The 23,994-nt window shown below is 36.5% G+C and carries 23 protein-coding genes and 1 tRNA gene; 2 read left to right on the forward strand and 22 right to left on the reverse strand.

The features are described from left to right. Positions 1-122 precede the first annotated feature (122 nt). Together CD003_RS10970 and mce are read right to left on the reverse strand one after the other, a co-directional pair. Positions 123-1,244: a M20/M25/M40 family metallo-hydrolase gene (locus tag CD003_RS10970; RefSeq protein ID WP_096201161.1), complete on the reverse strand. Its 1,122-nt coding sequence runs from the start codon at positions 1,242-1,244 to the stop codon at positions 123-125. Between the two features lie 101 nt (positions 1,245-1,345). Beyond that, complete coding sequence (mce, locus tag CD003_RS10975) at positions 1,346-1,759, reverse strand: methylmalonyl-CoA epimerase (protein WP_096201162.1); 414 nt, start codon at positions 1,757-1,759, stop codon at positions 1,346-1,348. A 199-nt stretch (positions 1,760-1,958) separates the two neighbouring features. On the opposite strand from mce, the gene prli42 reads away from it, so the two are divergent. Beyond that, positions 1,959-2,051 (forward strand): stressosome-associated protein Prli42, encoded by a 93-nt coding sequence (gene prli42, locus CD003_RS21880; protein WP_179295526.1) that lies wholly within the window; start codon positions 1,959-1,961, stop codon positions 2,049-2,051. 48 nt (positions 2,052-2,099) lie between these two features. Here prli42 and CD003_RS10980 read toward each other — a convergent pair whose 3' ends face one another. The 20 genes from CD003_RS10980 to CD003_RS11075 all read right to left on the reverse strand — a co-directional run bounded on the left by CD003_RS10980 (position 2,100) and on the right by CD003_RS11075 (position 23,564). Beyond that, positions 2,100-2,612: a L,D-transpeptidase gene (locus tag CD003_RS10980; protein WP_096201163.1), complete on the reverse strand. Its 513-nt coding sequence runs from the start codon at positions 2,610-2,612 to the stop codon at positions 2,100-2,102. A gap of 86 nt (positions 2,613-2,698) precedes the next feature. Beyond that, positions 2,699-3,646, reverse strand: a complete 948-nt coding sequence (locus CD003_RS10985; RefSeq protein ID WP_096201164.1) for an aromatic acid exporter family protein — start codon at positions 3,644-3,646, stop codon at positions 2,699-2,701. 85 nt (positions 3,647-3,731) lie between these two features. Then, entirely contained in the window at positions 3,732-4,454 is a 723-nt protein-coding gene (locus CD003_RS10990; protein WP_096201165.1) for an amino acid ABC transporter ATP-binding protein, read from the reverse strand. Further along, entirely contained in the window at positions 4,447-5,106 is a 660-nt protein-coding gene (locus tag CD003_RS10995; RefSeq protein ID WP_096201166.1) for an amino acid ABC transporter permease, read from the reverse strand. Before CD003_RS10995 ends, CD003_RS10990 begins: the two co-directional genes overlap by 8 nt. A gap of 32 nt (positions 5,107-5,138) precedes the next feature. Next, entirely contained in the window at positions 5,139-5,930 is a 792-nt protein-coding gene (locus CD003_RS11000) for a transporter substrate-binding domain-containing protein (protein ID WP_096201167.1), read from the reverse strand. Positions 5,931-6,248: 318 nt separating this feature from the next. Beyond that, positions 6,249-7,907 carry an SLC13 family permease gene (locus CD003_RS11005; RefSeq protein ID WP_096201168.1) on the reverse strand — a complete coding sequence of 553 codons (1,659 nt, stop codon included), beginning with the start codon at positions 7,905-7,907 and terminating at the stop codon, positions 6,249-6,251. Positions 7,908-8,227: 320 nt separating this feature from the next. Next, complete coding sequence (locus CD003_RS11010; protein WP_096201169.1) at positions 8,228-9,286, reverse strand: DctP family TRAP transporter solute-binding subunit; 1,059 nt, start codon at positions 9,284-9,286, stop codon at positions 8,228-8,230. 11 nt (positions 9,287-9,297) lie between these two features. Beyond that, complete coding sequence (locus tag CD003_RS11015) at positions 9,298-9,987, reverse strand: response regulator (RefSeq protein WP_096201170.1); 690 nt, start codon at positions 9,985-9,987, stop codon at positions 9,298-9,300. Beyond that, on the reverse strand, positions 9,974-11,587 hold the full coding sequence (locus tag CD003_RS11020; RefSeq protein ID WP_096201171.1) for an ATP-binding protein: 1,614 nt from the start codon (positions 11,585-11,587) through the stop codon (positions 9,974-9,976). The genes CD003_RS11015 and CD003_RS11020 overlap by 14 nt, the downstream gene beginning before the upstream one ends. Positions 11,588-11,738: 151 nt before the next feature. Further along, positions 11,739-11,813: transfer RNA gene (locus CD003_RS11025), tRNA-Arg, on the reverse strand. A 148-nt stretch (positions 11,814-11,961) separates the two neighbouring features. Further along, positions 11,962-12,318, reverse strand: a complete 357-nt coding sequence (locus CD003_RS11030) for a hypothetical protein (protein ID WP_096202330.1) — start codon at positions 12,316-12,318, stop codon at positions 11,962-11,964. 52 nt (positions 12,319-12,370) lie between these two features. Further along, positions 12,371-12,796, reverse strand: coding sequence for a BrxA/BrxB family bacilliredoxin (locus CD003_RS11035; protein ID WP_096201172.1), 426 nt, complete (start codon positions 12,794-12,796; stop codon positions 12,371-12,373). Positions 12,797-12,948: 152 nt separating this feature from the next. Beyond that, a complete protein-coding gene (locus CD003_RS11040) occupies positions 12,949-14,205 on the reverse strand; it encodes a metal ABC transporter solute-binding protein, Zn/Mn family (RefSeq protein ID WP_096201173.1) in 1,257 nt (418 codons plus the stop codon). 159 nt (positions 14,206-14,364) lie between these two features. Beyond that, on the reverse strand, positions 14,365-14,844 hold the full coding sequence (locus tag CD003_RS11045; RefSeq protein WP_096201174.1) for a hypothetical protein: 480 nt from the start codon (positions 14,842-14,844) through the stop codon (positions 14,365-14,367). Positions 14,845-15,231: 387 nt separating this feature from the next. Next, complete coding sequence (locus CD003_RS11050; RefSeq protein ID WP_096201175.1) at positions 15,232-16,518, reverse strand: dihydrolipoamide acetyltransferase family protein; 1,287 nt, start codon at positions 16,516-16,518, stop codon at positions 15,232-15,234. Positions 16,519-16,561: 43 nt separating this feature from the next. Next, positions 16,562-17,545 carry an alpha-ketoacid dehydrogenase subunit beta gene (locus tag CD003_RS11055; RefSeq protein ID WP_096201176.1) on the reverse strand — a complete coding sequence of 328 codons (984 nt, stop codon included), beginning with the start codon at positions 17,543-17,545 and terminating at the stop codon, positions 16,562-16,564. A gap of 15 nt (positions 17,546-17,560) precedes the next feature. Beyond that, positions 17,561-18,553, reverse strand: coding sequence for a thiamine pyrophosphate-dependent dehydrogenase E1 component subunit alpha (locus CD003_RS11060; RefSeq protein ID WP_096201177.1), 993 nt, complete (start codon positions 18,551-18,553; stop codon positions 17,561-17,563). Positions 18,554-18,638: 85 nt separating this feature from the next. Further along, on the reverse strand, positions 18,639-20,063 hold the full coding sequence (gene lpdA, locus CD003_RS11065) for a dihydrolipoyl dehydrogenase (protein WP_096201178.1): 1,425 nt from the start codon (positions 20,061-20,063) through the stop codon (positions 18,639-18,641). A 182-nt stretch (positions 20,064-20,245) separates the two neighbouring features. Continuing rightward, positions 20,246-21,340: a branched-chain amino acid dehydrogenase gene (gene bcd, locus CD003_RS11070; protein ID WP_096201179.1), complete on the reverse strand. Its 1,095-nt coding sequence runs from the start codon at positions 21,338-21,340 to the stop codon at positions 20,246-20,248. Positions 21,341-21,500: 160 nt separating this feature from the next. Next, positions 21,501-23,564, reverse strand: coding sequence for a sigma-54 interaction domain-containing protein (locus tag CD003_RS11075; protein WP_096202331.1), 2,064 nt, complete (start codon positions 23,562-23,564; stop codon positions 21,501-21,503). Positions 23,565-23,724: 160 nt separating this feature from the next. Here CD003_RS11075 and CD003_RS11080 point away from each other — a divergent pair, with 160 nt between their 5' ends. After that, positions 23,725-23,988, forward strand: coding sequence for a DUF2627 domain-containing protein (locus CD003_RS11080; RefSeq protein WP_096201180.1), 264 nt, complete (start codon positions 23,725-23,727; stop codon positions 23,986-23,988). The last annotated feature ends 6 nt before the right edge of the window (positions 23,989-23,994 follow it).

A 23,994-nucleotide genomic window follows, 5' to 3' on the forward strand; every position in this document is an offset into this window, starting at 1 on the left:
GTGGTAATAAAGAGCCTTTTCATTAGTAATTAATAGTGATTTAAGTACATTGTGCAATTTAAATTCTATTACAATATAAAAAATCGCCACCACTTATAAGTACGTAGCGACGATTATTCATTCTATTGTTCTGAAACTGTTTTTACAACAGCAATTACCATATCAGTTAATTTAACTAACTCAGCAATTGGCATTTTTTCATTTTTAGTGTGGATTTCCTCATAACCAACAGCTAAGTTTACAGTTGGTATTCCGTGTCCAGCAATGATGTTCGCATCACTACCTCCACCACTTTTTAGTAATTTTGGAGTTAGACCTAGGCTTGTTGCTGCTTTTTTTGCAACCTCAACTACCTCGTCACCATCTCCTAATTTAAAACCTGGATACATCACTGTCACTTCTACATCTGCAGTTGTACCCATTTCTTCCGCCGCTTCTTCAAAAGCTTTTTTCATTTTCTTAACTTGCTTTTCCATTTTTTCAGGGACAAGAGAGCGTGCTTCAGCTAAAATTTCTACGTAATCGCAAACAATATTCGTTTGACTACCACCTTCAAAGCGACCGATGTTTGCAGTTGTTTCTCCGTCTATACGTCCAAGAGGCATTTTTGAGATTGCTTTTGACGCAACTGTAATTGCAGAAATACCTTTTTCAGGTGCTACACCTGCATGTGCTGTTTTACCATGAATCACAGCTTTTACCTTTGCCTGTGTAGGTGCCGCTACGATAATGTTACCTACTGGACCATCACTATCTAATGCGAAGCCGTATTTTGCCTTTAGTAATGCAGGGTCAAGAGCTTTAGCACCTACTAAACCTGACTCTTCCCCAACTGTAATAATAAATTGAATAGTTCCGTGCTCAATATTATTCTCTTTCATTACCTTTAAAGCCTCAAGCATCGCTGCTAGACCAGCTTTGTCATCGGCTCCTAAAATTGTTGTTCCATCAGTAACAACATACCCATCTTTCACCGAAGGATTCACACCATTACCCGGAACAACTGTATCCATATGGGAAGTAAAATAGATTGTGTCTACTCCCTCTTTCGTCCCTGGTAATGTACAAATTAAGTTTCCAGCACCATGGCCAGTAATCGACGTTGTATCATCTTCAAAGACCTCAACACCTAGAGCTTCAAATTTCTCCTTTAAAATAGGAGCAATCTTTCCTTCATCCTTTGTTTCAGAATCAATTTGAACTAGCTCTAGAAATTCTTCTAGTAATCGTTTTTCATTTGTCAATGTCACCACTCCAATATTGTTATGTCTCTATTGATGTTACACGAATGTGGTAGCTTTTTCATCTAATTGGAGGCTCTCACGTAATAATAAAAGAATTCAGATTATTTCTTTTCACAATACTCATATAAAATTCCACCAGCAGATTTCGGGTGTATGAATGCTACTTGAGCCCCACCAGCTCCAGGTACTGGCTTATCATGAATCATTTTAATGCCTTCTGTCTTAATTTCATTAATTCTCTCTTGAATATCAGAAACCCCTAACGCAACATGATGAATTCCTTCCCCACGCTTTGCTATAAACTTAGCAATCGGACTTTCATCAGATAGAGGTTCTAAAAGCTCAATCTTAGATTCCCCAACCTGTAGAAACGCTACCTTAACACCTTGAGATTCTACCTCTTCAACAGCTAGTAATGGCATTTTTAAATTATCGACATAAAAAGGTAAAGACTTTTCAATAGAAGAAACTGCTATTCCAATATGGTCAATTTTCTTCGGCGTACGACTTTCCATGTTCCCCACTCCTATATTTTCTATAAATTTATTTTGATATGTAACAATTCTAGACAAAACATGAATCCCCTCTAATTACTTTCAGAGTTCTAATCTTCTTTAATTAACAATTACCCATTAATCATTGACCATTAACATCTTGTGTTTTAGCCTAATAAGTTGTACAATATTATCAGTAATGTTTATAGGGGGTTATCGTATGCCACGTAAATTTCAAAAAACAATTATTTATATTATGATCGTTTCGTTAGTTCTAGGTAGTTTGTTTACTGGAGCAGCGTTTATTTTCTAATGATATACAATAGTCAAAAGACCAGAAGTGATTCACTTCTGGTCTTTTTTATATAGCTCCGTATTCCTTTGCAATCTGTTCAAATGTCTTTTCAGAACTAATTACCAATATTTTCGTACCCTGTGGAACTCGTTCAAAAAGCTCTTCCACCTGTTGATTAAACATTCTTATACATCCTGCTGTCACATAGCTTCCTATAGAAGGAGGATTATTAGTACCGTGAATTCCGTAAATCCGTCCATCTGTTTCTAATGCATCAAACCCAATCCATCTCGTACCTAAAGGATTTTCAGGAGAACCACCTTCAATGTCTCGTTTCCGGTAGTATGGGTCTATCGCCTTAACAACAATGGTAAACTCCCCTTCAGGTGTCAGTTCTGTCGTTTTACCTGTAGCTACTTGATATGTCTTTTGTATTTCACTTTCATTAATAAATGCGAGCTCGTTTGTTTTTTTATTCACAATAATATATGGATCTCCTATCACTGGATTTTCTCCGATAGGCCATATAGGAGATGCAATGAACGTAACACTCATAAGTAACGCAAATAATTGATACATGAAAGCCTTCCTCCTATTCAAGTATCTTTTCAACTCTGTTACCTAATAGTGTTACAATTGCTCTAGAAGATTATTCCCTTAACGCACTATGATTTACTTAATGCATCTTTGATTAATAAATATTGTTCTAGCTCGTGCATAATATAAAATAAAGACGAACGAATTTCAAACTCCTGTCTGTCTTTTGGTAATTCCATCCCCTGAAATTCTTGTTTCATCTCTGCTAATTGACCTAAAAATATATGAGAACGGTTTGTTGGACTTATTCCAGCACTCAATCCCTCTAAAAATTCAGCCATCCTTTTACCTTGTATAACCGTTTCGTCCATAGAAGAAATAAAGGGCATGATTCGCTCTATAATTTCAAATTGCTTTTCTCTCATTTTAAAATAGTAGAAGTATTGATCCTCGTGTCTTAGTAAATGATTTTCTATATTACGTAATGCAGTATTTTTTGCTTTATCTAGGAGAATTACTGTATCCGTTAACTCTCTTCCATCCCATTCACTAGTTCCTTCTCTTAAGAATAAAGCGAGCTCATTAAAGATTTTCTTGAAATTTTTTTCTGTTTCCTCTTGATATTTTTTTAATTCATTTTCTACACTTGGCATATAAAGATTCATTACTAAGCCTGTCCCTATTCCAATGATAATTAAAGCAACTTCATTCATAATGATTTGCAATGAAACAGTTTGCAATGTGTAAATATGTAAAATAATAACGACGCTAGTAACAATACCTTCCTTTGCTTTGATTGCGACCATCGTTGGTATAAATACCAGTAGTAATAATCCTAGAGCAACAGGATTATATCCAATTAACTCAAATAAAACGATAGAAAAACCCATCCCGATAAGACAGGCAATAAATCGTTGCCAAGAAACTTTAAGCGAGCTTTTTTTTGTAACAGATATGCATAATATCGTTAATATAGCGGCAGAGGCATAAAAGTCTAGTTGTAATAACTGAGCAATACCAATTGCTATTGATGCACCAACTGCTGTTTTTATCGTTCGGTAGCCTATTCTAAACATAATAAGGTCCTTTCTAAAACGACTTTATTTTATTGTACCAAAAAAGGACGATCTAAAATGATCGTCCTTTCAAATAATATCGTTATTACAATACTTTTTCGAGAAACTCTTTCGCACGCTCTGTTTTTGGTGAAGTAAAAAATTCTTCTGGTTTACCTTGTTCCATTAAAATACCTTGGTCTAAAAAGTAAACGTGGTCTGCTACTTCTCTGGCAAAGCCCATTTCATGAGTCACAATTGCCATTGTCATACCAGAATTCGCTAGTGTCTTCATAACATCTAACACTTCCTTAACCATCTCTGGGTCAAGCGCTGATGTCGGCTCATCAAACAGCATCACTTCAGGATCCATAGCTAAAGCACGAGCAATCGCTACACGTTGCTTTTGTCCGCCTGATAAACGGTTTGGATATTGGTCCTTTTTATCAAGAAGGCCAACCTTAGATAATAGGTCTTCACCCTTCTTGTTTGCATCTGCTTTAGATAACCCTTTAACAGAAATAGGAGCGTATGTTAAATTTTCTAGAACCGTCATGTGGGGAAATAAATGAAAGTGTTGAAACACCATACCAATACGTTGACGTACATTCATGATATTTGTTTTACCACTTGTAAGTTCTTCATCATTAACCCAAACTTCACCTGCTGTCGGCTCTTCTAGAAGATTCATACAACGAAGAAATGTTGACTTACCAGACCCAGATGGACCTATAATTGCAACAACGTCCCCTTTGTTGATTTCTGCTGAAATTCCTTTTAGTACTTCTAAATTACCAAATGATTTGTGTAAATCAACAACTTTAATCACTTCTCTTCATTCTCCTCTCTAAACCTTTTCCAAGAAGAGTTAGAACCATAACCATGCAGTAATATAAGACAGCCGCTACGAATAGTGGTTCAAAGTAGAGATATTTATCGGCGGCGACAATTTGTGAACGACGCATAATATCCCACACACCAATGGTTGAAACAATCGCTGATTCCTTCGTTAACGTAATAAATTCATTCATTAATGCTGGTAAAATATTTTTAAATGCTTGCGGTAGAATGATTTTTAACATCATTTGACGATAGGGTATCCCTAATGCCTCAGCCGCTTCCTTTTGTCCTTTATCTACTGCTTGAATACCTGCACGGATAATTTCTGAGATATAGGCCGCAGAATTTAGACCAAAGGCAATTACCCCTGCCATGTACGCTGAAATATCATAACCAATTAGCTGTGGTGGTGCAAAGTAAATAATAGCAAGCTGTAAGATAAGGGGAGTCCCACGGAAAATGGACGTATAAATATCAGCTAAGATAATTAACGGTTTAAACTTTCCTATTTTAAATACAGCTAAGATTGTTCCAAGCGCTAGACCAACTAGTATTGAAACTGTAACAAATTGTAACGTGACCCATATCCCTTTAACGATAAAAGGGATAGAGGGCGCGATTTGGGCGAAATCTAAATTCATACCCCAAACTCAATCCTCTCTATCCTTTATTCTTACTCTTCTTCAGAGAACCACTTAATCATTAGTTCTTCTAACATTCCGCTTTCTTTCATTTCTAATAATATTTCATTAAAAGGTCCAACTAATTCACTATCTTTTGGAAAACCAATTGCAGAACCACCTGGCTCGTCATCTAGTAATATAAATGAAGTTAATACTTCATGTTGGTTTAAATGTCCTAATGCTACAGCATCCTCAATAATTGCTGCATCTATACGATTTGAAAGTAATTCTTGAACTAATGCAGGGATACGGTCACGTTGTACCATCTCAATCCCATCAATTTCTTTCGCAGCTTCTTCTTGAATCGAACCAAGCTGAACTCCAACTGTTTTACCAGCTAAATCTTCAACTGATGTAATCCCACTATCTGATTTAGTAATAATTAAATTGTTAGCTTCATGATATATGTCAGAAAAATCAACGTTTTGTTTACGCTCTTCTGTTGGTGTCATACCAGCTAATACAAAATCAGCACGTCCTGAAGTTAATGCAGGTACTAATGTACTAAACTCCATATCTTCAATTTTGAACTCATAACCTAATTGCTCGGTAATGTATCTTGCAATATCAACATCAAAGCCAACAATTTCTCCTGTAGCTGAATCAACTGATTCAAATGGTGGGTAGTCAGCAGATGTTCCCATTACAAGTACTTTCTTCTCTTCTGTGCTATCTCCCGCTTCTTCATTTCCATTACCTGATGTTGTATCTCCTGCTCCACAACCTACTAATAATCCAACAGATAAAACTGCTGATAAACCTAAAGATAAAAGCTTTTTCATTATATTTCCCCCTAGAAAGTTTTATGTTTGTTTATGCATTTATTCCTATATTTATTCGCTGATTTGTATATTATCATAAGTCTACTAGATTGAAAAGCTTTTTTATAAAAGTTTTATACCAATCTATCATAGTCGTAATTTTCAGTGAAATACCTTACTAAACAAAGTTTTTTTGTAAAACTCATTATTATTACTAACTTCAATTGGCATAGAAACATAATGATTTACAACATACTACAATATATAGGAATATACAATAAATCAAGCTACAATAAAAAGGAAGTCTGATAGGTTTTTCCTAACAGACTTCCTTTTATATTATTTAAATACATCTGGGTACATTTGTAGGTCTATGCCCCATATAATTGGTAAAAAGTAATATACAGCTACAACAACAAACACAATTGCCAATAAATTAATCCAAAATCCTGCCCTTGCCATATCAATCATCTTCAGGTGACCAGAAGCAAAGACAACTGCATTTGGCGGTGTCGCTACTGGTAGCATAAATGCACATGACGCAGCAATTGCTGCAGGTATCATTAATGCAAATGGGTGTACATCAATCGCAAAGGCTAATGAAGCCATAATCGGTAGAATCATTGTTGCTGATGCTGTATTTGAAGTGATTTCTGTTAAAAACATCACTAACGCTGTTACGACTAATAAAATGATAAGGAAATGAACTCCCTGTACAACTGTTAACTGATTTCCAATCCATTCTGCTAATCCAGATTGACGGAAGCCTGCTGCAATTGCCAAGCCACCACCAAATAGTAATAGAATACCCCAAGGGACTTTTTTCGCAGTTTCCCAGTCTAATAGGAACGTTCCTCTTTTACTTAGTGACGGAATCATAAACAATAATACTGCCGCTGCAATAGCGATCATCGTATCATCAATTCCTGGAATCCATTGTTCTAAAATAAATGAACGGGTAATCCACGAAATTGCTGCAAAAGAGAATACGGCAAGTACCGCCTTTTCTTCAAAGCTCATTCTTCCTAACGATTTCTTTTGCTCATTAACAAGAGCTTCTCCACCTGGTATTGTCTTCATCTGCATTGGAAACGCAACTTTTATTAAATACAACCAAGCTAGTACTAGCATAATGACTGCTAACGGAACCCCAAATAACATCCATCCTGCAAATGAAATTTGAAACCCAAATAATTCATGTACGACTCCTGCTAGTATCATATTAGGTGGTGTACCAATTAATGTCCCTAAACCACCAATTGAAGCAGCATAAGCAATCCCTAACATCATTGCTTTAGCAAAATTCCCATCTTCTTTAGCGATGCCAACATTTTTTTCCTTTAATGAATGAGATACTTGAATAATAATCGCTGTACCAATCGGAACCATCATCATAGCTGTTGCTGTATTTGATATCCACATAGATAAAAAGGCAGTAGACACCATGAAACCAAGTATAATTCGTTGAGTGCTCGTCCCAATTAAAGAAATAATCGTCAACGCAATTCGTTTGTGTAATTCCCAGCGCTCCATTGCTAATGCAATAAGGAAACCTCCAAGGAATAGGAAAATAATTGTATTTCCATAAGAAGCTGTGACAGCTCCAGTATCTAGTACCCCCGTTAGTGGGAACAAGATAACCGGTAATAATGAAGTAACTGGGATAGGAATAGCCTCAGTAATCCACCACGTAGCAATCCAAACCGTACTCGCTAACACTGCTTTCGCTTCTGGACTCATTCCTTCTGGAGAAAGAAAAAACATAATAATAAAAAATAAAGATGGTCCTAAAATTAGGCCAATTTTTTGAGGTGTCCGATAAACTGGAGGCCTCTCTTCGTTATTTTTATTGTTATTGTTTTCGACTCTATCAGTTTCCTTACTTTTTTCTACATTATCAGCTTGATTTTTTGGAAGTGAAAAAGTTAACACTTGCTTTACCTGGGAATGAGATTGCCAAAGCTGTCCCCATACTGTTGCTAGAAATGAATTATTCATTCGTTCATTCCCCCTCTTATTAATTTTACTATTCTAATTTAAAACGCTTTCAGACATTATTCTTTACTTGAACTTAGTTTTATTTCTAACTATTCAAATTATAAAACGCTTTCATAAATATGTGTTGATTTGAACTTAATGGTCTTTTTGTTCTTTTTGGTCTTTATACACTGTCGTAATCCACTTTCGCCTCGCAAACTATTACAAACAACAGAAATATAGATGCATAAAGGAATCTTCTGTTTAATAATCATTATATTTTTACACATAACAGTTTTTTATTAATTCCGACATTTTTTAAGAAAATAAAAAAGAGTGAATTATTCACTCTTTTTCCCATGCAATTTATATACTTGTTCCATAATATCTGGATGAATTAACTCAGAGTATTTATCGTATACTGATTCTAGCTGATTACGCCAATGTTCCTTTTCTACTTGAGCTAGTTCATTAATTTCTATCAGTCCTGTATTTTTTATTCTGTTTAACCTTTCTTCATTATGGTCTATCGCGTATACTCGAAGCCAGTCATTCACTTCTTCCATTGCCTCCATAATGCTACTTTGATGCTCGACAGGAAGTCTTTCCCAGAGGTGTTCATTCATTAATACCGCATAACCTAAGTAATTATGATTGCTAATGGTCATATATTTTTGTTGTTGGTAGAGGCCCTTTGAATAAATATTTGATGGGGTATTTTCAGTACCATCCACTCTACCATCACTTAATGCTTCATAAACTTCATTAAATGCGTATACACGTGGGCGAGCACCTATTGTTCGATATGTATCCATTAGTGCATCACTAGGCATCACACGCACTGTTACTTCTGACAAATCCTCAGTTGAGCGAATCGGTCGAATATTATTTGTAATATGTTTAAAACTATTTTCCCAGTATGCGATCCCCTTATATCCTTGTCTACCTATGCTCTCAAACAGAAGCTGGCCTATTTCACCATCAAACGCTTCCTTTACCTCTTTTTCATCCCGAAACAAAAAAGGTAAATCCATGACAAACCAGTTTGCATTATGAACTGCAATTTCTGAAAAGGCAGGAGCAATCAAGTGAACTTCATTTCTCTTTAACGCATCAAATTCCTCTTGAGCATTAAAGAGAACCCCATTTGAAAAAATTTGAATATCAACCCAGCCATCAGTTTTTTCTTTAACAAGCTGCGCAAATAACGAAGCTGCTAATCCTTTAGGTGTATTATCAGCTACTACATGACTAAAGCGTAGTACATATTTTTCATTAAGACCTTCAATTTCTTTATCTACTGCTTGTGGTGTTGTTTTTACATCAAAACCAAAGCCGATATAAAAGGCAGTAATAATTCCAATAAATAAAAATGATAAAATTGCAATAAACCCTTTCATATCGCCTCACCTTATTCTTTCATTCGATACATTTGTATTGGTCTACCAATTGTCCCATACGTTAGTTCCATTTCTACTTTTCCAACTGATTCCAAATAATTTAAATACCGTCTAACTGTTACCCGTGCTAGTCCTACCGCTGTGCCAATTTCTTCTGCTGATTTTCCCGTTTGTATTTGTTGTAAGTACTCAGTAATTTGATTTAATGTTTGTGCATGTAATCCTTTCGGCAATTGGTGTTGAACTTTATTTGTCTCTTCCTTTTGTGTTCTAAGCTCATCTAATTTCGCTTGAGATACTTCACCTGCTTTATCTAATTGGCGATAGACGTCTTTATATTGCTTTAATGCCTTCTCTAATCTTTCAAAAGTAAATGGTTTTACAATATAATCGACTACACCTAAGCGTAATAACGTCTTAACTGTCTGCGTATCATTTGCAGCTGTAACTGCAATAATATCCACATCTATTAATTCACTACGAAGGTGCTTTAACACCTCTAGTCCATTTTGCTCCGGCATAAAAACATCAAGAAGTACGAGATCAGGCTTAAGGCTCTGCACCTTTTTTATCCCTTCAGTTCCTGTTGATGCAACACCTTTAACAGTAAAGCCTTCAACTTTTTCAATAAACATCTTATTTACTTGTTGAACCATCGGATCGTCTTCAATTAGCAGCACATTTACTTTAGCCTTTGTCATAAGTACCTCCCCGCCTCTTCATCGGTAGAATTATTGTAATTGTTGTACCCTCTTTGTACACACTATCAATTGAAATTGTTCCTTCTACTCGTTCAACGATAGAATGAGCTAAGAATAACCCAATTCCTCTGCCTTCTTTTTCTTTTGTTGAGAAGCCCCTAGTAAATACTTTCTCTTGAAGTATTTCATTCATTCCCATTCCATTATCTGAAACCTCGATGACAAGCTCCTCTTCTTTTTCCTTTATTAGTATATATACATCCTTTTCTTCTTCACTAGCAAACTCTATGAGCGCGTCAAAGCTGTTGTCAATCAAATTTCCAAGAATTACGACTAAATCATGTAGCGTGATTCCTTCTGGGTAATTTACAAAGGAACTATTATTATCAACATGTAAGTTAATTCCAAGCTCTTTACTTCTACTTATTTTCCCAAGCAGTAATCCAGCAATACTATCATCATGTATTTTTTGCATAATTACCCTTGATAAGCCCATATGTTCCTCTTCTAACTCAAAAATATACTCTAACGCTTTTTTTCCTTCATCCAGCTGAATTAATCCAGCAATTGTATGAAGTTTATTGGAATATTCATGATTTTGAACACGTAGAGCATCCACAAACGCTTGTACACCTGTCAATTCTTTCGCTAAACGATTTACTTCTGTTTTATCCTGGAAAATCGCAACTGCCCCTACCGTTTTATCAGCAACTGTAATAGGAATACGGTTACTCAAAATCGCTTTATTCTGAACATAGAACTCACGCTGAAAGACAGGCTTCCCAATTTTTAATATTTCAGGTAATCGTGTATCAGGAATGACATCTTGAATTTTTTCTCCAATGATACTTCTCTTGATATTTAGCATTTTCTTAGCTGCTTCATTAATAACTGTAACTCTTTCATCCTCATTAATTGCTATAACTCCTTCATGTATGGCATTAAAGGTAGCTGTTCTTTCTACAAGGACTCGAGCTAATTGTTCAGGTTCCATTTCGAATGTTTGTTTTTTTATATGGTTTGCTAACAGCCATGCACCCCAAACGCCAAATAACGTTGTAATAAGGACAATGACAAAGGCTGTATTTGCAAACTCATTCAGTAGCTGCGAAACAGTTGGTAATACGTTTCCAACTACAACTACACCAACCTGCTCCCTGTCTAGTTTAATTGGTGCAAAAGCACGGACTGTTGTTACAGCATTTGCTTGTGCTTTTGAAATATAAATATGGTCTGAAAAAGCAGGATCTTCATCTCCTCCAACAAAAGGGGTGTACAGCCTATCTTGTATTGGATGAGTAAGACGAATTCTCTCCATATTCAATACAACTATATAGTCATGCTCATTAATAACACGCATCCGTTCAACAATTGGCTGTAATATATCTGCTGCATTTTCCTCTTGAATATTTTGTTGCACAGTCGAGTTTTGTGCTACAAGCTGTGCAGTAATCAAGGCTCTATGTGAAAGCTCTTCTTCTTTTATTTCAGTTGTGTACCCTAATAATATAATTCCTATAATTAATAAGGAAAAAGCAACAATCCCAAAGGATAAGCCTGTTATTTTCCATTTAATAGGTATATTTACAATCTTATTCATCAGAACCCTCGACTTTTTTCAACATAATATAATAAATATACCATATCATTTTATCTAGAACTATTTTTTATAGACAGTAGTCAGACAGGCAAAAAATAAACAAAAAAAGACTTAAGAGTATATACTCCTAAGTCGTGGTATGTAAAATAAATGGCGCGCCCACCAGGATTCGAACCCAGAATACGAGAGCCGAAATCTCGTGTGATATCCATTTCACTATGGACGCATTGTAGTTTATTGCGACTTTATCATTATATTATAGTTAAAGTACAAAGTCAATATATAATGAAATGAACATAAGGTCGTTCACTGTAAACCAAGTTAAAAGAATACCCTTTAACTTGGTTACAGATTACTATGCTATTGCTTATTAATTAAGCTTTTACAGGACCTTCTTCAAACATTTGCTCGAAGCGCTCGTTAATGTCTTCTTCTGTATAACCTAAGTTAGCTAAACGAGCTGTAAAGTTTTTAGCCCATAGTTGACATCTTTCAGCCATCTTCTTGTATTTCTTAGCTTCTGAACCTTTTTGCTCTTTCTCTCTACTTTCAGCATTTGACATAATGCTTTCAATAATGAATAAAGCCTTCCATACGTCATCCTCTTCAAAGCTTTCATGGTCAGCTCCAAGATTATCTATTACTTTTTTATAGTATTCACTAAATTCTTTGAATGAAATTTCTTCATCCATGTTTAAGTATTCTTGAATCTTTGCATACAACTCTTGCATTACGACACCATCCTTTTCTTGTTCGGACATATTATAGCAAAATAAATCAGTTTTAGGAAGAACAATGCGTGTCAAAAGCTTCCTCTAGCTTCTGTACAACTTGAATTGGCTCATGTCCTTCAATTTCATGTCGTTGCACCATCATTTGAATCTTGCCATCCTTCAACAAAGCAAAAGATGGTGAAGACGGTGGATATCCTTCAAAATAAGTACGAGCCTTCTCTGTCGCTTCTTTATCTTGTCCAGCAAAAACAGTAACAAATTGATCTGGCTTCACTTCATAATTCACCATGTACGCAGCTGCAGGACGAGCAATTCCACCAGCACATCCACAAACAGAATTTATCATGACTAACGTCGTACCTTCTCCCTCTAGTGTTTGTTCTACATCTTCCACTGTTTTTAACTCTTTGTAGCCAGCATTTTGCATATCCTGTCTTGCTTGTTCTACCACATCATTAAAAAAATTAAATTGCATATCTATCACCTCTGGATTAAATTTTAAAATATTAAATCACTCTCTTTATCCCTATTGTACCCAAACCTATGTGGATAACCAAATAATAATACTTGAACATTTAAATATTAAACGGGATAGCCAATTTAAGGCTACCCCGTTTTAACATTTTATTATTGTAGAGCAATACGTAATGATTCGATATTCTTTCTCATTAAACTGAAATAATCTTCATTATTATCAATGTCTTGTTGTACCAATGCCTCTAAATTATGAATATACAATGCTTCTGCTCCAATTTCGTCTTGAACAACTTCCGCCACCTTTGGAGTTATGTTTTGCTCAAATAAAATATGTTGTATCCCATTTTCTTCAGCTAAATGTATGATATCTTGCAATTGCTTTTGTGTTGGCTCATTTGTTGGTGATAATCCAGCAATTCCAATTTGATACAACCCATAACGTTCAGCCCAATAACCAAAGCCTGCATGAGAAACAATAAATGTATTATTTTCTACTTCTTCAACCATTGTACGGAACTCCACATCGATTGCTTCAAGCTCAGCTTTTACATCTTTAAAATTAGCTTCAAAGAACTCCTGCTGTTCAGGCATTAACTGCACTAAAGCATTCTTAACGTTTTCCGCTAATTGAATAGATAGAATAGGGTCTAACCAAACATGTGGATCCTCGTCGCCATGATGATGGTGATGGTCATCGTGATCATGTCCGTGGTCGTCATGCTCGTGTCCATGATCATCGTGATCATGTCCGTGGTCGTCATGCTCGTGTCCATGATCATCGTGATCATGTCCGTGGTCGTCATGCTCGTGTCCATGATCATCGTGATCATGTCCGTGGTCGTCATGCTCGTGTCCATGATCATCGTGATCATGTCCGTGGTCGTCATGCTCGTGTCCATGATCATCGTGGTCATGACCGTGGTCGTCATGCTCGTGTCCATGGTCATCGTGGTCATGTCCGTGGTCGTCATGCTCGTGTCCATGGTCGTCGTGGTCATGTCCATGGTCATGGTCGTAGTCAATTAACTCGATTCCTTCTGTGGCTTTAACTATAAGGACATCTTCATTGGAAATGGTTTCAATTAGAGCATCTGCAAAACCTTCCATTCCAGCACCATTGTAAATGAATATATCCCCTTCTGCTACTTCTATCATTTCTCTCGCAGTTGGTTCAAACGTATGTGCATCTGCTCCAACGGGAACAAGATTCGTTACATTAACAAATTCCCCACCAATTTTGTTTGCAAAATCTTCTAATGGAAAGATTGTGGTAAATAACTCTAGCGCCTCTACCTCCTCTATTTCATGTGCACTTGTGTCTTCTTGTACTTCTTCTTGACCACCACATGCTGCTAAAAATGTTGAAAGTACAAGCATAATGGCAAAAAGACTTGCTTTAATTTTCATTGTATGTATTCCCCTTTCGTAATAGTTCTTATTAACAATTACGAATTATATCGTAATTATTACGATTTGTAAATAAAGATCGCTTTTATTTTATCCTCAAAAACATACAAAAACTGAGGCTTGCCGACTCGACATACCCCAGTTCCTATAAATATATTCCTATTTAGCCATTTGAATTCGCTTTTTATACAGCTTATTTAATTCTTTATGTTGGTCAAAAAGTTTTGGTATCATTTTTTTTATTTCTTTTTCATCATACTCTTTTATAGCTTTTGCAAAATTAGTTTGTAATTCCGCATGACTCTTATACCAATCTTCCCCTACCTTTTTACCATGTAGAAGCGCACCTGTCTTTTCAAGTTCAGTAATCTTCTTCTCTAGCATATCTCTTTCCTTTTGTATTTCATTCCACTCAGCAACTAACTCAGGTGCATATTTTTCAGCTAATAATTGATAATACATTGTCATATGTATATCAATAATCTCCGAAGTATAACTTAGGTCATGGCCAGAACTACAATTACATTCTTCTTTAACAATCGATTCCTCTGCATGTACTGGCATCTGAGCAAAAGAAACTAAAAAACCAACTAAACAAGCCAATCCAACGAAATATAAACGACTGTTTTTCAAAATCATACTTATATCATCCTTTCTGTCGATCAGTCATTTGTAGGATAACCAGAGGGGGGAGGAATTATTAATTATGAATTATGAGTTATGAATTATGAATTGCTAATTGCTAATTGCTAATTGCTAATTGCTAATTGCTAATTGCTAATTGCTAATTGCTAATTGCTAATTGCTAATTGCTAATTGCTAATTGCGCGGCTGATAAATCAGCCGCGACAATTAGCAAGAGCTCGTTCTAGCTTTGCTAGAACTTCAAATGATTTTAATTTGCCATTCGCCATTTGCAATTTTAAATTCAATTATTCATTAACCATTTACAATTAACAATTAATTACCGTTCCAAACGAAAAAGAGAGAAACTTTCCATTGTAGAAAGTTCCTCTCTTTAAGTTATTAATAAACTGATGTATTTTCGTTAGAAATAGATTCAAGTTTTTCTTTTACTTTTGCTAGGAACTTTCCACACACTAATCCATCTAATACTCGGTGGTCTAGTGATAAGCATAGATTTACCATGCTACGGATTCCGATTGCGTCATTTTCTAAAACGACAGGGCGTTTCACGATGGATTCAATCGATAAAATAGCTGCTTGTGGATGGTTGATAATTGGCGTTGATAATATTGATCCAAACGAACCTGTATTATTAATCGTAAACGTTCCACCTTGCATCTCTTTGCTAGAAATTTTACCAGTACGAACTTTTGCAGCAATATCGTTTATTTCTCGAGCAATTCCTTTGATATTTTTTTCATCTGCATGTTTAATCACAGGTACAAATAGGGCATCATCAGTTGCTACGGCAACAGACATATTGATGTCTTTCTTTTGAATAATCTTATCTCCTGCCCACATAGAATTCATTTGAGGGTATTCTTTTAGCGCTTCAACCGTTGCTTTAAGGAAGAACGGTAAGAACGTTAAATTATACCCTTCACGGGCTTTAAATTCGTTCTTAATACTATTACGATAGTTCACAAGGTTTGTTACATCCACTTCAATCATCATCCATGCATGTGGAGCCTCATGTTTACTTTTCACCATATTAGCAGCAATTGCTTTACGCACACCTGATACAGGTATTTCTGTATCACCTACACTTACAGGGATATCTATTGCCTGCTGATTAGGAGCTTTTTCTACTTTGGGTGATGCTGTTGGTTGTGATTGCCCTTCAACTGACTCTGTCTGTTTTGTAATAGGAGTGCTTGGTGCTACAGGTATTTCACCACTATTAATGATTTTTAATAAATCCTTTCTAGTGATTCTTCCACCTTTACCAGAACCATTTACTTGAGTAAGGTCAATATCATTTTCTTGTGCTAAACGTAAAACAGCTGGAGAGTAACGAGCCTTCTCTGAGTTATCCGGCTGTACGTCACTCTTCTGTGCAGGTGGACTTGCTTCACTAGAAGGAGCTGATTTTTCCTCGACTGCCCCACCTTCTACTTCAATCGTACAAATGACCCTACCAACTTCTACTGTTTCATCTTCCTCAGTTAGTAGTTCTTTAATTGTCCCTGTATAAGAGGAAGGTACCTCAGCATTTACTTTGTCAGTCATTACTTCTGCTATTGGATCGTATTTATTTACTTTATCGCCTGGTTTCACTAGCCACTTCGTAATCGTACCTTCTGTGACACTTTCACCAAGCTGGGGCATTGTAATTTCTGTTGCCATTTGTCGACCTCCTTTTAGAGGTTGTTTAAAACAACCTCTATTATTAAAATTCTGCTAGATCACGCATTGCCTTCTCAACTTTATCTGGATTAATCATAAAATACTTTTCCATAGTTGGAGCGTATGGCATTGCCGGTACATCTGGACCTGCGAGTCTTCGAATTGGCGCATCTAAATCAAAAAGACAGTTCTCACTAATAATTGCTGAAACTTCACTTATGATGCTACCTTCCTTATTGTCTTCCGTAATTAATAGAACTTTACCTGTCTTTTTAGCCGCTTCTATGATACTTTCTTGGTCTAGCGGATATATTGTACGAAGGTCTAATACATGAACAGAAACTCCATCTTTTTCAAGTTTTTCTGCTGCTTGTAAAGCAAAATGTACTGCTAAACCATAGGTAATCACCGTAATGTCATCACCTTCACGCTTCACATCGGCCTTTCCAATTGGAAGAGTATAATCATCTTCTGGTACTTCTCCTTTAATTAAACGGTACGCTCGTTTGTGCTCAAAGAAAAGAACTGGATCTTCGTCTCGTATTGCTGCCTTTAATAATCCTTTAACGTCATAAGGGGTAGAAGGCATAACAATTTTCAAGCCCGGAACACCTGAGAACATCGCTTCAACAGATTGTGAATGGTAAAGTGCACCATGTACACCACCGCCATAAGGAGCACGAATAACCATCGGACAACTCCAATCATTATTTGAACGGTAGCGGATACGCGCTGCTTCACTGACAATTTGGTTCACTGCTGGCATAATAAAATCGGCAAATTGAATCTCAGCTACTGGACGCATTCCGTACATAGCAGCACCAACTCCAACCCCGACAATTGCAGATTCCGCTAATGGTGTATCCATCACTCGGTCTTCCCCAAACTGTTCATATAATCCGTTTGTCGCACGGAAAACACCTCCGCGTGCTCCAACGTCTTCACCTAATACAAATACTTTCTGGTCCCGTTCCATCTCTTCACGTAATGCTAACGTAACAGCTTCTATATATGAAATAATTGCCATTTAGTTCCCTCCCCGTTACTCGGCATATACATGCTTTAATGCATGTTCCGGTTTTTCGTAAGGCGCATTCTCAGCATACTCTGTAGCTTCGTTTACGATTTTTGCAATTCTATCATTCATTTCTTTTTCTAGTTCTTCAGTTAATAAACCAACATCACGTAAATACGTAGCAAAAGTAAAGATAGCATCTTTCTTCTTCGCTTCAGCTACTTCTTCTTGAGAACGATACGCCCTATCATCATCATCACTTGAGTGAGGTGTTAAACGATAAGATACTGTTTCAACCAATGATGGTCCTTCTCCTCTTCGTCCACGGTCTGCCGCTTCTTTAACTGCCTCATAGACTGCCAATGGGTCGTTACCATCTACTGTTACACCAGGCATACCGTATCCAATCGCACGGTCAGAAACCTTTTCACAAGCTAATTGCTTCTCAATCGGTACAGAAATTGCATATTTATTGTTCTCACACATGAAAATTACTGGAAGCTTATGAACCCCTGCAAAGTTTGCCCCCTCATGGAAGTCCCCTTGGTTAGAAGATCCTTCACCAAACGTTGTAAAGGTCACTAAGTCTTTTCCTTCCATCTTTCCTGCCAACGCAATTCCAACCGCATGAGGTACTTGAGTTGTAACAGGAGAAGAACCAGTAACAATTCTATTTTTCTTTTGTCCGAAATGTCCGGGCATTTGTCTTCCACCTGAGTTTGGATCTTCTGCTTTCGCAAATGCAGATAGCATTAATTCACGTGCAGTCATACCAAAAGTAAGAACAACTCCCATATCACGATAATATGGTAAAATATAGTCTTTCTCAGTATCTAAAGCAAATGCTGCACCTACTTGAGCAGCTTCTTGCCCCTGACAAGAAATCACAAATGGTATTTTTCCTGCACGATTTAATAGCCACATACGCTCATCAATTTTTCTCGCTAGTAGCATTGTTTCAAACATATTCATAACCGTGTCGTCGGATAAACCAAGTGCCTGATGTCGGTTTTCTGTCATAGGAATGCCTCCTTTTATATAATAAAACCTAGAAAACGTTGTTTAAGGTTTCAATAGACATGGGCTTTTTAGAATCACTTATATTCTATGAATGTATTGCTTTCCCATCAACAGCCAATGCTGCTTCTCCCATTACCTCTGATAAAGTTGGATGTGGGTGAATTGTATGAGCCACTTCCCAATTGGCTGCATCTAGTACCTTTGCAATTGCAGCTTCACTAATCATATCTGTTACGTGAGGCCCAATCATATGAACGCCTAATAAATCATCTGTTTTCTTATCCACAACAAACTTAACAAAACCATCTGATTCACCATAAACAAGTGCTTTACCAATTCCTTTAAAATTGAATTTACCTGTTTTCACTTCATAACCTTTTTCAATTGCTTCTTTTTCTGATAGTCCAACGCTTGCAATCTCTGGATGGCTATAGATACAAGTAGAGATAAGTGTATAGTCAATTGGCTCTGGGTTATTATTTGATAAATGCTCTACTGCAACGATACCTTCATGTGACGCAACGTGAGCTAATTGCATACCACCGATAACATCACCAATTGCATAGATGTGACTTTCTTTTGTTTGATAAAACTCATTTGTTTCAATAACACCTTTATCCACAACGATATCTGTGTTCTCTAAACCAATACCATCAATATTTGCAGAGCGCCCAACCGAAACTAGCATTTTTTCTGCAGTGAATTCTAACTCTTCACCGTTTTTCTCTGCCTTAATTGATACGCCTTCAGCACTAGCAACAAGTGAATCTCCTTTTACTTGTACACCTGTTTGTATTTTAACGCCCTTACGCTTTAATAGACGTCTCGCTTCTTTTGAAATTTCTTCATCTTCTGTTGGAATAATGTGTTTACCATACTCTAGAACAGTTACCTTTACACCAAAATCTGCCAGCATTGAAGCCCACTCAATTCCAATTACCCCTCCACCAACAATGATGATTGACTCAGGTAATTCCTCTAGCTTAAGAGCTTCATCAGAAGATAAAACATTTGTTCCATCAATTGTTAAACCTGGTAATGAACGCGGTTTTGAACCTGTAGCAATAATAACGTTTTTCGGAATTAACATTTGATTTTCTTCTCCATTGTTCATTTCAACAGAAATTGTCCCTGGAGTAGGTGAAAAAATTGACGGCCCTAAAATACGACCAATTCCTTCATATACGTCAATTTTTCCTTTCTTCATAAGGTGTTCGACACCTTTATGTAATTGGTCAATGATTTTTTGCTTACGCTCTTGTACTTTGATAAAGTTAAACGAAACTTCACCTGTAGTCACACCAAATTCTTCAGAACGCTTTGTCGTTGCATAGACTTCCGCACTTCTAAGTAAAGCCTTACTAGGAATACACCCTTTGTGTAGACACGTACCTCCTAATTTTTCCTTTTCAACAACAGCTACCTTTAATCCTAATTGTGATGCTCTAATTGCAGCTACATAGCCACCTGTTCCTCCACCTAGTATGACAAGATCGTATTCTTGTGACATCTTAAATTCCTCCTCTAGTTGCTTTACCTTTATAAATTTTTATTTTAAATATACCACTTTAAAATGTTACTTCCTTTTAACTCTAAAGTAAATCTATGTAAGCTTCATTTTTGAAATATATATACCACTACGAAAAGACAGTCCTATAGGCAATTAAGCTACTACTGCCTATAGGTAATCCCTTATCTACGACTTAAAATATGGTGACCATTTTGTAAGAATTGCTTACGCGATCTACGCATACGTTCTATTCTTTCTTCTGCCATTCTGTCTGCTGCTAAATACGTTGGAACCTTATCTCTCTTAGAAATCTCAAGAACTTTCTCTATGTTATCGTAAATACCTTCAACCTTTTTCAATGCACGTTCACTATTGTAGCCATAAAGCTCATCAGCCACATTGATTACTCCACCTGCATTAATTACATAGTCTGGCGCATACACAATGCCCATTTCATGAATTCTATCTCCGTGACGGTTTTCTCTTAATTGATTATTTGCTGCACCAGCAATGACTTTCGCCTTAATTTTAGGAATCGTATCATCATTAATAATTGCACCTAAGGCACAAGGAGCGAAAATGTCACATTCTACGCTATAAATATCATTAATATCTACTGCTTTTGCATTAAATTCATTTACGACTCTTTCAACAGCTTCTTTATTAATATCCGTTACAATTAATGAAGCCCCTTCTTCGTGAAGGTGACGACAAAGATTGTAGGCAACATTCCCTACGCCTTGAACAGCAATCGTTTTACCTTCAAGAGAATCTGTACCAAATGCTTCCTTCGCTGCAGCTTTCATACCAACGTACACACCATATGCAGTAACTGGAGATGGGTTTCCAGAAGAACCAAATGCCGGGGAAATCCCTGTTACATAATCAGTTTCGTCATGAATTAGATCCATGTCAGCAACCGTTGTACCAACGTCCTCAGCTGTAATATACCGACCATTTAACCCTTGGATATAACGTCCAAATGCTCTAAACATTTCTTCGTTTTTATCCTTACGAGGATCACCAATAATTACTGTTTTCCCGCCACCAAGGTTAAGCCCTGCTGCTGCATTTTTATAAGTCATTCCTTTGGCTAAACGTAGTGCATCTTCAAAAGCAGCTTCTTCTGACTCATACATCCACATTCTAGTACCACCTAATGCAGGACCTAACGTTGTATCGTGAATAGCAATGATTGCTTTTAAACCTGATTGTTTATCTTGGCAAACGACTACCTGTTCATAGTCGTAGTTCTCCATGTATTTAAATAATTCCATTTCTATTCCTCCTAGATGACTTATTAAAAATGAGCAAGACACTCACCTTTACTCACTTATCTATTATGCAAGAACCGTGCCAACTTTTAATTTCGTGAAAGCGCTTTATTTTACTGTTCTTTGAATAAAACCACATGCAATATTTTTCATACTATGAAAATTACTGCATGTTACTTTTGTCAATTTTATATTTTTCCATTTTATAGTATAAATTACGAACAGAAATTTGCAGTTTTTTCGCCACAGCTGTTTTGTTTCCATTACATTGGTTAAGTGCTTCAATGATCTTTTCTTTTTCAAATTGCTCCACCATTAAAGATAATGAGGTCTCAGCTATGACCTCTTGCTTAGGAAAAATTTCTACACCCGCTTCATCCGATTGTAAGTGAGGGATATGACTCTTTTTTATTACTTGCTCCCCGTAGTGCATATAAATAATTGCTCTAGCTAGTACATTTTCAAGTTCACGAACATTTCCAGGCCAGTCATATTTTTTTAGCTTTTCTAATGCCTCATTATCAATACTCTCAATATTGCGTCCAAAATCTTGATTAATCTTCTGAATTAAGTAAACAGATAAGTTCTGTAAATCTTCTTTTCTTTCACGGAGTGGTGGTATATGTATTGGCATCTTATTCAATCTATAATATAAATCTTCCCTAAAAGTGTTTTCACTTATACCTTTTTCTAAATTTACATTCGTTGCCGCTATGACTCTCACATCCACAGAAATTGCTTTTGTTCCACCCACTCGAACGATTTCTTTTTCCTGTAATACTCGTAACAACTTCGCTTGAGTGTTTGCAGAGAGTTCACCAAGTTCATCCAAAAATATACTACCCTTATTCGCTTCTTCAAATAGACCTCTTTTTCCGCCACGCTTGGCACCTGAAAAGGCTCCTTCTTCATAACCAAAAAGCTCACTTTCAAGCAGAGACTCTGATATAGCAGCACAATTCACTCGAATAAATTTATTGTACTTCCGATCACTTTCGTTATGTATCGCATGAGCAAATAACTCTTTACCCGTCCCAGACTCTCCACGTAATAATATAGTAACGGGTGTACCTGCTGCGACCTTTGCCTGTTCGATTGCAAGCTTAATTTCATCAGATTGTCCAATAATATCATCAAATGAGTATTTCGCTTCTAATGTACGAATGATCTGTCTAGCTCTCGCTAACTCCTCGGTCACCTGTTTAATTTCCGACATATCATGAACGACACCGACACTTCCTTTAATCTTGCCATCTACAATAACAGGGGCTACATTAACAACGACATCTTTACGTTTTGGTCCTACCTTCATTCGTACACTACGAACCGGCTTTTTAGTTTTTAATACATGTAAATGCATACTATCTCCCTCATAAATATCAGCTGTTGCAGGTTTACCAATTACCTCTTCAGGAGATAATCCCGTCAACCTAGTATAGGCTGGATTAATCATAATTCCATTTCCATTTTCATCCACTACTGAAATGGCATCGTCGGAAGACTTGATAATAGCCTCTAACATTGTTTGTATGCTTTTTAAATTTGTTACTTGCTCTGCCATTGCTTGTATTTCGGTAATATCTTTAAAAACAGCTAGTGCACCAATTTGGGTGTTACCTTCAAGCATTGGAACTCTAGTTGTAATGATACTTGTCCCGCTATCAAGCACCTGCTCCTGGTTTCTTTCTTCTACTCCAGACTTTAAAACTCGCGGTAGAAGACTTGAAGGGAGAACTTCAGAAATTGGTTTTCCTAATGCCTCATAAGCTCTTTTGTCAGACATCCGTTCCGCTGCCCGGTTAAAAAGTGTCACGATACTATTATTATCAATTGCCACCATGCCATCTGAAGTAGAGTTTAATATCGTTTCTTTTATTGAGGCATAATTCTCCATTTCTCTTATCAAATTTTCTTTTTCTTCTATTAAATTAAATATGACATTCGCTACAGAGCTAGGAATGATTGATGTATTCATATCGCATGTATTATGTAACTCTTCGACAAGTGCATCATTTCCAGTTGCCTCCACTACAACATCCACAGAGCTAGAAATAACTTCTTTCCAATTAAGACTTGTTTTAATTCCATAATCCCTTGCCACAGATAAGCCAATTGCCTCCGGGTTAATATCAGCGACCGCAATAACTTCGATCATCTCTAATTCCTTCAGCATCGTTAGTAACGACGTGCCACCTTTCCCAGCACCAATAATCACTACCTTCTTCACAACCATTCACCTCACCCCTTACTATTACGCAAATATCACAAACTTGCAACTGATTACTTGGACAGACACCCATTTATCATGTAAAATATAAAGAAAATATCGATTTAAAAATACTAAATATACTTACAACCTTGTTTTTAGGCAGAAAGGATAAGTGAATATGACTTTACAACGGTTTATTGCACTTTTAATTTTAGTTATTCCAGCAGTTATCGCTGGTTATGGCATAAAGCTTATGCGAGACACGGTTTTTCAAATATTACATCAACCATTCCCATTTCTATCATTACAATTTATATCAGGACTAATTCTTACAATTTTAGGTGTAGCCTTCATAGGTGGATTTATTTTTCATCGAGATCGTAAAAATAATAAAATTGCTCCACGTTTTCAAAAGCCAAAAGACGAAGCGACTAGAACATAGTCGCTT

The sequence above is a fragment of the Bacillus sp. FJAT-45350 genome (genome assembly GCF_002335805.1).
Classification (GTDB): domain Bacteria; phylum Bacillota; class Bacilli; order Bacillales; family NISU01; genus FJAT-45350.

Bases quoted from the DNA above. Each gene is read 5' to 3' on its own strand.
- bcd (WP_096201179.1), bottom strand. From the start codon at position 21,340: ATGGAATTATTTAAATACATGGAGAACTACGACTATGAACAGGTAGTC.
- CD003_RS11055 (WP_096201176.1), bottom strand. From the start codon at position 17,545: ATGGCAATTATTTCATATATAGAAGCTGTTACGTTAGCATTACGTGAA.
- CD003_RS11035 (WP_096201172.1), bottom strand. From the start codon at position 12,796: ATGCAATTTAATTTTTTTAATGATGTGGTAGAACAAGCAAGACAGGAT.
- CD003_RS11045 (WP_096201174.1), bottom strand. From the start codon at position 14,844: ATGATTTTGAAAAACAGTCGTTTATATTTCGTTGGATTGGCTTGTTTA.
- CD003_RS11050 (WP_096201175.1), bottom strand. From the start codon at position 16,518: ATGGCAACAGAAATTACAATGCCCCAGCTTGGTGAAAGTGTCACAGAA.
- CD003_RS11030 (WP_096202330.1), bottom strand. From the start codon at position 12,318: ATGCAAGAGTTGTATGCAAAGATTCAAGAATACTTAAACATGGATGAA.
- prli42 (WP_179295526.1), top strand. From the start codon at position 1,959: ATGCCACGTAAATTTCAAAAAACAATTATTTATATTATGATCGTTTCG.
- CD003_RS11015 (WP_096201170.1), bottom strand. From the start codon at position 9,987: ATGACAAAGGCTAAAGTAAATGTGCTGCTAATTGAAGACGATCCGATG.
- CD003_RS11020 (WP_096201171.1), bottom strand. From the start codon at position 11,587: ATGAATAAGATTGTAAATATACCTATTAAATGGAAAATAACAGGCTTA.
- CD003_RS11010 (WP_096201169.1), bottom strand. From the start codon at position 9,286: ATGAAAGGGTTTATTGCAATTTTATCATTTTTATTTATTGGAATTATT.
- lpdA (WP_096201178.1), bottom strand. From the start codon at position 20,063: ATGTCACAAGAATACGATCTTGTCATACTAGGTGGAGGAACAGGTGGC.
- CD003_RS10985 (WP_096201164.1), bottom strand. From the start codon at position 3,646: ATGTTTAGAATAGGCTACCGAACGATAAAAACAGCAGTTGGTGCATCA.
- CD003_RS11080 (WP_096201180.1), top strand. From the start codon at position 23,725: ATGACTTTACAACGGTTTATTGCACTTTTAATTTTAGTTATTCCAGCA.
- CD003_RS11040 (WP_096201173.1), bottom strand. From the start codon at position 14,205: ATGAAAATTAAAGCAAGTCTTTTTGCCATTATGCTTGTACTTTCAACA.
- CD003_RS10995 (WP_096201166.1), bottom strand. From the start codon at position 5,106: ATGAATTTAGATTTCGCCCAAATCGCGCCCTCTATCCCTTTTATCGTT.
- CD003_RS11000 (WP_096201167.1), bottom strand. From the start codon at position 5,930: ATGAAAAAGCTTTTATCTTTAGGTTTATCAGCAGTTTTATCTGTTGGA.
- CD003_RS10980 (WP_096201163.1), bottom strand. From the start codon at position 2,612: ATGTATCAATTATTTGCGTTACTTATGAGTGTTACGTTCATTGCATCT.
- mce (WP_096201162.1), bottom strand. From the start codon at position 1,759: ATGGAAAGTCGTACGCCGAAGAAAATTGACCATATTGGAATAGCAGTT.
- CD003_RS11060 (WP_096201177.1), bottom strand. From the start codon at position 18,553: ATGACAGAAAACCGACATCAGGCACTTGGTTTATCCGACGACACGGTT.
- CD003_RS11005 (WP_096201168.1), bottom strand. From the start codon at position 7,907: ATGAATAATTCATTTCTAGCAACAGTATGGGGACAGCTTTGGCAATCT.